The sequence below is a fragment of the Variovorax boronicumulans genome, from assembly GCF_029892485.1.
Lineage (GTDB): Bacteria > Pseudomonadota > Gammaproteobacteria > Burkholderiales > Burkholderiaceae_C > Variovorax > Variovorax boronicumulans_B.
This window is the reverse complement of record NZ_JARXVG010000007.1, coordinates 303295-314329: the sequence shown is the minus strand read 5'-3', so window position 1 is coordinate 314329 and position 11035 is coordinate 303295. Positions and strand designations below refer to the sequence as shown.

The following is an 11035-nucleotide window of genomic DNA, read 5'->3' as shown; positions in this document are numbered from 1 at the left end:
ACCGGTGGCTTCACCCCGAAGACCTCGACCGGCTACGACTTCGGTATCCGTCACGCTTTCTGATTTGACGCTGGCGTGAGCCAGCATCGAAGCTAGAAGCTCAAAAGCCACCCGGCGCAAGTCGGGTGGCTTTTTTCGTTCTGGCGTTCACGAAGGACAAGGTGTTGGCAATGAGCACCATGTGTGTGCACCCCCGGGGAACCCCCGTGCGGGCACGCACCTTGCACTGCTAGCATGCCCGTTCACTTTGTTTGCTAATGATTGCCTTTGTACTGCGCCGCCTGATCCAGGCCGTGATCGTGATGATCGCGGTCGCGTTCATTGCCTTCCTCTTGTTCCAATACGTCGGCGACCCCGTCGTGTTCCTGCTGGGCCAGGATGCCAAGCCCGAGCAGATCCGTGAACTGCGCTCTGCCTTGGGGCTCGACCAGCCCTTCTTCGTGCAGTTCTGGCACTTTCTGGTCAATGCAGCCCAGGGCGAATTCGGCCTGAGCCTGCGCCAGGGCGCCAAGGTATCGCGCCTGATCGGAGAGCGCTTCCCTGCCACGCTCGAACTCGCGCTGGTCGCAGCCGCGTTGGCCCTCTTCATCGGCATTCCGATGGGTGTGTACACGGCGCTGCGCCGAGGCACCTTCCTGAGCCAGGTGTTCATGACGGTCTCGCTGCTCGGCGTGTCGCTGCCCACCTTCCTGATCGGCATCCTGCTGATCCTCGTCTTCGCGGTCACGCTGGGCTGGTTCCCGAGCTTCGGCCGCGGCGAAACCGTGAAGTTCGGCTGGTGGACCAGCGGCCTCTTCAGCGCCGACGGCTGGCACCACATCGTGCTGCCGTCGGTAACGCTCGCGATCTTCCAGCTCACCCTGATCATGCGGCTGGTGCGCGCCGAGATGCTCGAGGTGCTGCGCACCGACTACATCAAGTTCGCGCGCGCCCGGGGCCTGTCGAATCGCGCGATCCATTTTGGCCATGCGCTCAAGAACACATTGGTGCCGGTGATGACCATCACCGGCCTGCAACTCGGCGGCCTCATCGCCTTCGCCATCATCACGGAGTCGGTGTTCCAGTGGCCCGGCATGGGCCTGCTGTTCATCCAGGCGGTGACTTTCGCCGACATCCCGGTGATGGCCGCCTACCTGTGCCTCATCGCGCTGATCTTCGTGGTGATCAACCTCGTTGTCGACCTGTTGTATTTCGTGGTCGATCCGCGTCTGCGCGTTGGCAAGGCGGGAGGACATTGAACATGAGAGCAGCAGAAGCAGCAGCTTCTTCCACGGGCACCACCGCATCGGCCCCGCGCCTGAAGGCATCGGGCAGGGCCTTCGCGAACATCGCGAGCTTCTATCCCGAACTCACGGCCTTTCGCCGCGACCTGCACGCGCACCCCGAGCTCGGCTTCGAAGAGGTCTACACGGCAGGTCGCGTGCGCGAGGCGCTGCGTGCCTGCGGTGTCGACGAGATCCATGAGGGCATCGGCAAGACTGGTGTGGTCGGCGTGATCCGCGGCAAGTCGACCGTCAGCGGCCGCATGATCGGCCTGCGCGCCGACATGGATGCGCTCCCCATGCGCGAGGACAACAGCTTCGGCTGGCGCTCCGCCAACGACGGCCTGATGCACGGCTGCGGCCACGACGGCCACACCGCCATGCTGGTCGGCGCCGCGCGCTACCTCGCCGAAACGCGCGACTTCGACGGCACCGCCGTGCTGATCTTCCAGCCCGGCGAAGAAGGCTTTGCCGGCGCGCGCGTCATGATCGAAGACGGCCTGTTCGACCGCTTTCCCGTCAATGCCGTCTACGCCATGCACAACTGGCCCGCGATGCCCGCCGGCACCGTCGGCATCAACCGCGGCGCGATGATGGCCGCGGCCGACCGCATCACGATCGAGATCAAGGGCAAGGGCGGCCACGGCGCGCATGCCTACCAGACCATCGACCCGGTGGTGGTCGCCGCGCACATCATCACCGCGGCGCAGACCATCGTGTCGCGCAACGTGCGGCCCATCGACGCGGCCGTCGTCAGCATCTGCGCGGTGCAGGCGGGCGACCTCGGCGCGATGAGCGTCATCCCCGGCGAAGCCACACTGGTCGGCACCGTGCGCACCTTCAGCGCGCGGGTGCAGGCCCAGGTCGAGCAGCGCCTGACCGAACTCTGCACGGCCATTGCCGGCGGCTTCGGCGCCACCGCCACCATCAAGTACGAGCGCATCTACCCGGCCACCATCAACACCGCCCCCGAGGCGATGTTCGCGGCCGACGTGGCCGAGTCGCTGGTCGGCGCCAAGAACGTCGACCGCAGCATGGAGCCCAGCATGGGCGCCGAAGACTTCTCCTTCATGCTGCAGAAAAAGGCGGGCGCGTACCTGCGCATCGGCCAGGACGTGCGCGAAGGCGCCTTCCTGCACAACAGCCGCTACGACTTCAACGACGAGATCCTGCCGCTGGGCGCCGCGCTGCATGCGGGCCTGATCGAGCAGGGCATGCCGCTGGCTGCTACCCGCAGTTCGCAGCAAGGGAAAGCCGCCGCCACCGCGGCGTCGTGATGTGTTCGATTTCAACCCGAGGAGTGTTCCCATGAGTTTCAAGAAGAAAGCGGCCGCAGTCGCCGTCCTGTGCGCCCTGGGCGCCGCCAGCCTGGTCGCGAGCGCGCAGACCATCCGCATCGCGAACCAGGGCGATGCGCTGTCGCTCGACCCGCACTCGCTCAACGAGTCGCTGCAGTTGAGCGTCACGGCCAACGTCTATGAAACCCTCGTGGGACGCAACAAGGACCTGAGCCTTGCGCCGCTGCTGGCCACCAGCTGGAAGCAGACCTCGCCGAACGTCTGGCGCTTCGAGCTGCGCAAGGGCGTGGTGTTCCATGACGGCACGCCGTTCACCGCCGACGACGTGGTGTTCAGCTTCGCGCGTGCGCAGGGCGACGGCTCCGACCTGCGCGCCACGCTCAGCGACATCAAGGCCGTGCGCAAGGTCGGCGATCTCGCCGTCGAAATCGAAACCAACGGCCCGTTCCCGATCCTGCCCGACGTGATCTCGCTCACCATGATCATGAGCAAGAAGTGGTGCGAGGAAAACCAGGCCACCAAGCCGGTCGACCGCCGCAAGGGCATCGAGAACACCGCCTCGTTCAAGGCCAACGGCACCGGCCCGTTCCGCGTGCGCGAGCGCCAGCCGAACGTGCGCACCGTGTTCACGCGCAACGGCACCTACTGGGGCAAGATCGAAGGCAACGCGCAAGAGATCGTCTTCACGCCCATCGCCAACCCGGCCACGCGCGTGGCCGCGCTGGTCTCCGGCGAAGTCGACGTGATGGAGCCGGTGCCTGTGCAGGACATCGCGCGCATCAACGCCGCGCCCAATGCCCGCGTCATCACCGGCCCCGAGATGCGCACCATCTTCCTGGGCATGGACCAGAAGCGCGACGAGCTGCTGTACTCCAACATCAAGGGCAAGAACCCGTTCAAGGACAAGCGCGTCCGACAGGCCTTCTACCAGGCCATCGACATCGCCGGCATCCAGCGCACCGTGATGCGCGGCGCCTCCAAGCCCACGGGCCTGCTGGTCGGCCCCGGCATCAACGGCTGGAGTGCCGAGCAGGACAAGCGCCTGCCCTACGACGTCGAGGCCGCCAAGAAGCTCATGGCGGAAGCCGGCTACGCGAGCGGCTTCGAAGTGACGATGAACTGCCCGAACGACCGCTATGTGAACGACGGCCAGATCTGCCAGAGCGTGGCCGCCAACCTCGCGAAGATCAACGTCAAGATCAACCTGGCCGCCGAGACCAAGGGCACCTACTTCCCCAAGATCCTTCGCCGTGACACCAGCTTCTACATGCTGGGCTGGACCCCGACCACCTACGACTCGCACAACGCGCTGAGCTCGCTCACCGCCTGCCCCGACGACAAGGGCACGGGCCAGTTCAACCTGGGCGCGTACTGCAATCCCACGCTCGACGAGCTGACCAAGAAGATCCAGTCCGAGAGCGACAAGACCAAGCGCAACGAGCTGATCAAGGAAGCCTTCAAGCTCCATGCGGACGACATCGGCACGCTGCCGCTGCATCAGCAGTCGCTGGCGTGGGGCGTGAGCAAGAAGGTCGAGCTGGTGCAACTGGCCGACAACTTCATGTACTTCAAGTGGATGAGCATCAAGTGATTTCCCCGGCCGCTCCCCGGGCGGCCTGATGGCCTGACCATGGGCCCGCTTCTTGCGGGCCCATTCCTTTTTCCCTCACGATGAAAAAAACACTCGCCCGCTGGCTCGACAGCGACGTCGGCTACAGCTTCCGCACCTCGCCCGTGGCGATGGCGGCGGCACTGATCGCGCTGGTCTGCCTGTTCTGCGCGGCGTTTGCCGGCTGGGTGTCGCCGCACAACCCCTTCGATCTCGCCACGCTGGAGCTCGGCGATGCGCGCCTGCCGCCCGCATGGAGCGCCGAGGGCTCGTCCAAATACCTGCTCGGCACCGATGACCAGGGCCGGGACATCCTCTCGGCCGTCATCTACGGCGCGCGCATCTCGATGATCGTGGGCGTCGTCTCGGTCGTGCTGTCGGTCGTCGTCGGGGTGGTGTTCGGCCTTCTGGCCGGCTTTCTCGGCGGCTGGCTCGATTCGTTCCTCATGCGCGTGTGCGACGTGATGCTGTCGTTCCCGCCCATCCTGGTCGCGCTGCTGATCGCCGGCGTGGGCCGTGCGCTCTTTCCCGGCGCGCACGAGTCGCTCGCCTTCGGCGTGCTGATCATCTCGATCTCGCTCACGGGCTGGGTGCAGTACGCGCGCACGGTGCGCGGCTCCACGCTGGTGGAGCGCAACAAGGAATACGTGCAGGCCGCGCGCGTCACTGGCGTCGCGCCGGTGCGCATCATGCTGCGCCACGTGCTGCCCAACGTGATGGGGCCGGTGATGGTGCTGGCCACCATCCAGGTCGCCACCGCGATCATCACCGAGGCCACGCTCTCGTTCCTCGGCGTCGGCGTGCCGCCGACCTCGCCCTCGCTGGGCACGCTCATCAGCGTCGGCAACCAGTACCTGTTCTCGGGCGAATGGTGGATCACTGTGTTTCCGGGCCTGATGCTGGTGCTGATCGCACTCAGCGTGAACCTGCTGGGCGACTGGCTGCGCGACGCGTTGAATCCGCGCCTGCGCTGAAGAGAAAAGGACAACGCCACCATGACGCTGCTCCAGGTCAAAGACCTCGTCGTCGAGTTTCCGCACCGCCGCGGCACGCTGCGCGCGATCGACCGCATTTCCTTCGACATCGCGCCCGGGGAAATCCTCGGCGTGGTGGGCGAATCGGGCGCCGGCAAGTCGCTCACCGGCGCGGCCATCATCGGCCTGCTCGAACCGCCGGGCCGCGTGGCCAGCGGCCAGATCCTGCTGGAGGGCCAGCGCATCGACAACCTGAGTTTCGATGCGATGCGCCCCATTCGCGGCCGCAAGATCGGCGCGATCTTCCAGGACCCGCTGACCTCGCTGAACCCGCTCTACACCGTGGGCCGGCAACTCATCGAGACCATCCGGGCGCACCTGCCCGTGACCGAATCCGAAGCCCGCAAGCGCGCCATCGGCCTCCTGCAGGACACCGGAATTCCCGCCGCCGAACAACGCATCGACCACTTCCCGCACCAGTTCTCGGGCGGCATGCGGCAACGCGTGGTGATCGCGCTCGCGCTCGCGGCCGAGCCCAAGCTCATCGTGGCCGACGAGCCGACCACCGCGCTCGACGTGTCCATCCAGGCGCAGATCATTCAACTGCTCAAGCGCATCTGCAAGGACCGCGGCGCGGCCGTGATGCTGATCACGCACGACATGGGCGTGATCGCCGAGACCTGCGACCGCGTGGCCGTGATGTACGCGGGCCGCATCGCCGAGATCGGCCCGGTGCACGAAGTGATCCACCAGCCTTCGCATCCCTACACATCGGGCCTGATGGCGTCCATTCCCGACATGGCGAGCGACCGCGAGCGGCTCAACCAGATCGACGGTGCGATGCCGCGGCTCAATGCCATTCCGACCGGCTGTGCCTACAACCCGCGCTGCCCGCGCACCTTCGCGCGCTGCCTGACCGAGCGGCCCGAGCTGATGCACGCGGGCGCCACGCGTGCCGCATGCTGGCTGCACGATGCGGCCGATCCGCATCTGGGGCAGGCCGAGATCGCCGCGAAGCACCACGACGCGCTCGCGGCCGGCGAACGCGCCACGCCCGAAGCGGCCGAACCCATCGCGGAGGTGACGCGATGAGCGCCGCGATCGAACCCCGCAAGCCAACAACCGGCGAGCCCCTGGTCGTCGCGCACGACCTGGCCCGCACCTTCGACGTCTCGCCGCCCTGGCTCAACCGCGTGCTCGAACGCAAGCCGCGCGTGCTGCTGCATGCGGTCGATGGCGTGAGCTTTTCCATCGAGCGCGGCAAGACGCTCGCGCTGGTGGGCGAATCGGGCTGCGGCAAGAGTACCGTCGCGCGCCTTCTGGTCGGCCTCTACGCGCCCACGCGCGGTGGCCTGCAGTTCGATGGGCAGGACGCGCATGCCGCGTTCAAGACACCCGAAGGCCGCAAGCTGCGCCGCCGCATCCAGATGATCTTCCAGGACCCCTATGCGAGCCTGAACCCGCGCTGGATTGTGGAAGACATCATCGGCGAGCCGCTGCGCGAGCACGGCATCCTCAGCGGCAAGGCCGAACTGCGCGAGCGCGTGGGCGAGCTGCTCAAGTCGGTGGGCCTCTCGCCGCTGGACATGAGCAAGTACCCGCACCAGTTCTCGGGTGGCCAGCGCCAGCGCATCTCCATTGCGCGTGCACTCGCCACGCAGCCCGAATTCCTGGTGTGCGACGAGCCCACCTCGGCGCTCGACGTGAGCGTGCAGGCGCAGGTGCTCAACATCATGAAGGACCTGCAGCGCGAGCAGGGCCTGACCTACCTCTTCATCTCGCACAACCTCGCGGTGGTGCGCCACGTGGCCGACCAGGTCGGGGTGATGTACCTCGGCCGGCTGGTCGAGGTGGCGGACAAGCAGAAGCTCTTCGCCGATCCGCAGCATCCGTACACCCGCATGCTGCTGGACGCGATCCCGCAGATGAAGCACACCGGGCGCCGGCGCACCGCGGTGCAGGGGGAGGTGCCGAATCCGCTGAATCCGCCGACGGGGTGTACGTTTCATCCGCGTTGCCCGCATGCGAATGCGCGCTGCTCCGCGGAGCGGCCGCAGCTCTTGAGCCTCAAGGGCGTGCAGGTGGCTTGCCATGCGGTGGAAGAGGGGCGGATTTAGATGCCGCGGCATGTGCGCAAACGCACTGCGTGAGCCCGGGCGCTGCGGCAGAGTGATGCCGCAACCCCGAAGGACACCATGGCACGCCGCACGACTTTCTCCACCGCTCACCCAGTGAACGCACCCGAGCTCGGCCGCAGGGGCTTCGTGATGGCGTCCGCGCTCGGTGCGACCGCCGCGCTGGCCTCCCTCGCAACCCTGTCGCACGCGGCCGCCGGTGCGCCGTCGCGGCGCATGCCGGTCATCTTCATCGGCCACGGCACGCCGATGAACGCCATCGCCGACAACGCGTTCACGCGCCGCCTGTCCGCATGGGGCAAAGAGCTGCCACCACCCACGGCCATCCTCAGCGTGTCGGCGCACTGGCTGAGCCGCGGCGCCACCGGCGTCGGCGTGCAGGCGAAGCCGAAGACGATCCACGACTTCGGCGGCTTCCCGCAGGCGCTCTTCGACGTCGACTATCCCGCGCCCGGCCATCCGGCACTCGCGCAGGAAACCGTCGGCGTGGTGAAGCAGTCGCCGGTCATCGCCACCGACCAATGGGGCTTGGACCATGGCACCTGGTCGGTGCTCAAGCGCCTCTATCCGAAGGCCGACGTTCCCGTCTTCCAGCTCAGCATCGACTACGACAAGCCCGCCGCCTTCCATTACGCAGTGGGGCGCGATCTGGCCGCGTTGCGCGACAAGGGCGTGCTGGTGATGGGCAGCGGCAACGTGGTGCACAACCTGCGCGCCACCGACCGCGGCACCGTCGACGGGCCGAAGGCAAGCCGCCCCTGGGCGCAGTCCTTCGACGATGCGGTGAAGTCAGCGCTCGCGGGCCGCGATGATCGCGCGCTGATCGGGTATGAAAAGCTGGAGGGCGCATCGACCGCCGTGGCGACGCCCGATCACTACTTTCCGTTCCTCTACGCGCTCGGCGCCGCCGGGGCGAGCGAGCGCGCGAAGACGGTGTACGAAGGCTTCCAGTCCGGCACGCTCAGCATGCGCTGCGTGCAATTCGGCTGAAGGCGCGAATGAACCTGCTGCGCACCCCGATCTCGCATCTGCGGTCCTCGCCGTACGTCAGTACGGCTGCGGTCCTCGACGCGACCTCGGGGCGCTCGCGACGGTTCCTTCGCGCCTTCAGGGCCTGAGTTACTGCTCTTCGCCCCACGAGAAGCCGTCGCGGGCAATCATCGCGCTCGATGCGCTCGGGCCCCAGGTGCCGGCCGCGTAGGGGCGCGGGCCGCCGTCCGATTCCCAGCTGTCGATCAGCGGCTCCACCCAGCGCCACGCCTCTTCCTGCTCGTCGCTGCGCACGAACAGGTTCAGGCGGCCGTCGATCACGTCGAGCAGCAAGCGCTCGTAGGCGCCCACGCGCTCGGCGCCGAAGCGCTTGTCGAAGTCCAGATCCAGTTGCACCGGCGCCAGCTGCGCGACGGCGCTCTGGTTGCCGTTGCGCTGCCGGTTGTCCTGCGCCTGCGCGAGCATGTGCAGCTCCAGGCCGTCCTTGGGTTGCAGGTTGATCACCAGCTTGTTGACGTTGCCCGCGGGCGCGCGGTAGATCGCGTGCGGCGTCGGGCGGAAGTTGACTTCGATGCGCGCATCGCGGGATGCCAGGCGCTTGCCGGTGCGGATGTAGAACGGCACGCCGGCCCAGCGCCAGTTGGCGATTTCGGTGCGCAGCGCCACGAAGGTTTCGGTGCGGCTGTCGGGGTCGACGCCGGGCTCGTCGCGGTAGCCCTGCACCCGCTCGCCATAGGCGGTGCCGGCGGTGTACTGGCCACGGATCGCGTGCAGGCTCAGGCTCTCGGGCGTCCAGGGCTTGAGGGCGCGCAGCACCTTCAGTTTCTCGTCGCGGATCGCGTCGGCGTGCGAGTTGATCGGCGGCTCCATGCCGATCGCGCACAGGAGTTGCAGCGCGTGGTTCTGCACCATGTCGCGCAGCGCGCCGGTCTGATCGTAGAAGGCACCGCGCTTCTCCACGCCCAGGTCTTCGGCGATGGTGATCTGGATGTTGGCGATGTGCTCGCGGCGCCAGATCGGCTCGAAGAGCGCATTGCCGAAGCGCATCGCGAACAGGTTCTGCACCGAGGGCTTGCCGAGGTAGTGGTCGATGCGGAAGACCTGCTTTTCTTCCAGCACCTTGCCCACGGCTGCGTTGATGGCGCGGTTCGATGCGAGGTCGTGGCCCAAGGGCTTTTCGAGCACGATGCGGGTCTTCGGCCCGTTGAGGCCGGCCGCCGCGATCTGCTCGACCACCTGCGTGAAGAGGGCGGGCGCGGTGGCCACGTACATCACGACCGTGGAGGCGTCGCGCTGCTTGAGCAGGTCGGCCAGCTTGGCGTAGTCGTCGGGCTTGGACAGGTCCATGCGCAGGTAATGCAGCATCGACGCGAACTTCTTGAATTCTTCCGGGGAGGGGCGCTTGGCGCCTTCGACCGCGCTGAAGCGCGACAGGATCAGTTCGCGGTACTGGTCGTCCGACAGGTCGTCCCGCGCCACGCCGACGATGCGTCCGTCCTGCGGGAGGCTGCCGTGCCGGAAGGCCTGGAACAGCGCGGGCATCAATTTGCGCCACGCAAGATCGCCAGTACCGCCGAACAGAACGAGATCGAAGCTCATGAGAAAACTTTCCTTTGTCTGAGTGCCAGGAGGCGTCCGGGCTTGGCGGGACGCCAGTCGCGATGGTACTTGTACCGATTCCCCCGACCTGTACTAAAGCTACGCTGCCCCCAGGCCGCAAGGCCTTTTTTTTATCCACGAGGCAGGGAAATACCAGATGAAGAAGCTTTTTTGCGCAGCCGCGCTCGTGGGCCTGTCGGCCGCCGCATCGGCACAGACCGTGAACGTGATCTGCTCGGTCCAGGCCGAATGGTGCAACGTGATTTCCACCGTCTACGCCCGCACCACGGGCGTTCGCATCAACATGGCCCTGAAGGGATCGGGCGAGGCGCTGGCCCAGCTGATCGCCGAGAAGGACAACCCCAAGACCGACGTCTGGTTCGGCGGCACGGGCGACCCGCACCTGCAGGCGGCCGAGCAGGGACTCACGCTCGAATACAAGTCGCCCACGTTGGCGCAATTGCACCCCTGGGCCCAGCAGCAGGCCAAGCAGTCAGGCTACAAGACGGTTGGTATCTACTCGGGGCCGCTGGGCTTCGGCTACAACCCCGAGCTGCTCGCCAAGAAGAAGCTGCCCGTGCCCAAGACCTGGGCCGACCTGCTCAAGCCCGAGTACAAGGGCGACATCCAGGTGGCCAACCCCGCGTCCAGCGGCACCGCCTACACGATGATCGCCACGCTGGTGCAGATGATGGGCGAGGACAAGGCCTTCGAGTACCTGAAGGCGCTGCACAAAAATGTCGGCCAGTACACCCGCTCGGGCACCGGCCCGATCAAGGCGGTGGCGCGCGGCGAAACCGCGATCTCCATCAGCTTCGTGCATGACGGCCCGGGCGAGAAGATGCAGGGCTTTCCGGTCGAGACCATCACGCCGAGCGACGGCACCGGCGCCGAGATCGGCTCCATGAGCATCATCAAGGGCGCGCGCAACCTGGACGCCGCCAAGAAGTTCTACGAATGGGCGCTCACGCCCGCCGCTCAGGAACTGGGCGCCGCCAACAAGCAGTTTCAGCTGCCGAGCAATGTGGGCGCCAAGCTCGATCCGCGCATTCCTGACTTCAAGACGATCAAGTTCATCAACTACGACTACGCCAAGTACGGCGCCAGCGCCGAACGCCGGCGCCTGATCGCGCGCTGGGAAAAGGACGTCAACTCGCTGCCGCGCTAA

General features: G+C 66.7%; 9 protein-coding genes. 8 read left to right on the top strand and 1 reads right to left on the bottom strand.

Translation table 11 applies throughout. The features are described 5' to 3' along the window. Positions 1-257 precede the first annotated feature (257 nt). The 7 genes from M2282_RS18920 to ygiD all read left to right on the top strand — a co-directional run bounded on the left by M2282_RS18920 (position 258) and on the right by ygiD (position 8268). A complete protein-coding gene (locus tag M2282_RS18920) occupies positions 258-1238 on the top strand; it encodes an ABC transporter permease (RefSeq protein ID WP_280810313.1) in 981 nt (326 codons plus the stop codon). Between the two features lie 2 nt (positions 1239-1240). Beyond that, the gene (locus M2282_RS18915) at positions 1241-2539 is read left to right on the top strand and encodes a M20 aminoacylase family protein (RefSeq protein WP_280810312.1); all 1299 of its coding nucleotides are present in this window, start codon (positions 1241-1243) and stop codon (positions 2537-2539) included. A gap of 31 nt (positions 2540-2570) precedes the next feature. After that, on the top strand, positions 2571-4151 hold the full coding sequence (locus M2282_RS18910; RefSeq protein ID WP_280810311.1) for an ABC transporter substrate-binding protein: 1581 nt from the start codon (positions 2571-2573) through the stop codon (positions 4149-4151). 80 nt (positions 4152-4231) lie between these two features. Then, positions 4232-5143, top strand: a complete 912-nt coding sequence (locus tag M2282_RS18905; RefSeq protein WP_280810310.1) for an ABC transporter permease — start codon at positions 4232-4234, stop codon at positions 5141-5143. Positions 5144-5164: 21 nt separating this feature from the next. Beyond that, the gene (locus M2282_RS18900) at positions 5165-6235 is read left to right on the top strand and encodes an ABC transporter ATP-binding protein (protein WP_280810309.1); all 1071 of its coding nucleotides are present in this window, start codon (positions 5165-5167) and stop codon (positions 6233-6235) included. Continuing rightward, entirely contained in the window at positions 6232-7260 is a 1029-nt protein-coding gene (locus tag M2282_RS18895; RefSeq protein WP_280810308.1) for an ABC transporter ATP-binding protein, read from the top strand. The genes M2282_RS18900 and M2282_RS18895 overlap by 4 nt, the downstream gene beginning before the upstream one ends. 78 nt (positions 7261-7338) lie before the next feature. Then, positions 7339-8268: a 4,5-DOPA dioxygenase extradiol gene (gene ygiD, locus M2282_RS18890; protein WP_280810307.1), complete on the top strand. Its 930-nt coding sequence runs from the start codon at positions 7339-7341 to the stop codon at positions 8266-8268. A 129-nt stretch (positions 8269-8397) separates the two neighbouring features. Here the strand turns inward: ygiD and zwf are convergent, their stop codons facing one another. Further along, positions 8398-9867 (bottom strand): glucose-6-phosphate dehydrogenase, encoded by a 1470-nt coding sequence (gene zwf / locus M2282_RS18885; RefSeq protein ID WP_280810306.1) that lies wholly within the window; start codon positions 9865-9867, stop codon positions 8398-8400. A 157-nt stretch (positions 9868-10024) separates the two neighbouring features. On the opposite strand from zwf, the gene M2282_RS18880 reads away from it, so the two are divergent. Then, positions 10025-11035 carry an ABC transporter substrate-binding protein gene (locus M2282_RS18880; RefSeq protein ID WP_280810305.1) on the top strand — a complete coding sequence of 337 codons (1011 nt, stop codon included), beginning with the start codon at positions 10025-10027 and terminating at the stop codon, positions 11033-11035.

Excerpts from the sequence above, each read along its gene's own strand:
- M2282_RS18920 (WP_280810313.1), top strand. The coding sequence starts at position 258 with ATGATTGCCTTTGTACTGCGCCGCCTGATCCAGGCCGTGATCGTGATG.
- M2282_RS18915 (WP_280810312.1), top strand. The coding sequence starts at position 1,241 with ATGAGAGCAGCAGAAGCAGCAGCTTCTTCCACGGGCACCACCGCATCG.
- M2282_RS18910 (WP_280810311.1), top strand. The coding sequence starts at position 2,571 with ATGAGTTTCAAGAAGAAAGCGGCCGCAGTCGCCGTCCTGTGCGCCCTG.
- M2282_RS18905 (WP_280810310.1), top strand. The coding sequence starts at position 4,232 with ATGAAAAAAACACTCGCCCGCTGGCTCGACAGCGACGTCGGCTACAGC.
- M2282_RS18900 (WP_280810309.1), top strand. The coding sequence starts at position 5,165 with ATGACGCTGCTCCAGGTCAAAGACCTCGTCGTCGAGTTTCCGCACCGC.
- M2282_RS18895 (WP_280810308.1), top strand. The coding sequence starts at position 6,232 with ATGAGCGCCGCGATCGAACCCCGCAAGCCAACAACCGGCGAGCCCCTG.
- ygiD (WP_280810307.1), top strand. The coding sequence starts at position 7,339 with ATGGCACGCCGCACGACTTTCTCCACCGCTCACCCAGTGAACGCACCC.
- zwf (WP_280810306.1), bottom strand. The coding sequence starts at position 9,867 with ATGAGCTTCGATCTCGTTCTGTTCGGCGGTACTGGCGATCTTGCGTGG.
- M2282_RS18880 (WP_280810305.1), top strand. The coding sequence starts at position 10,025 with ATGAAGAAGCTTTTTTGCGCAGCCGCGCTCGTGGGCCTGTCGGCCGCC.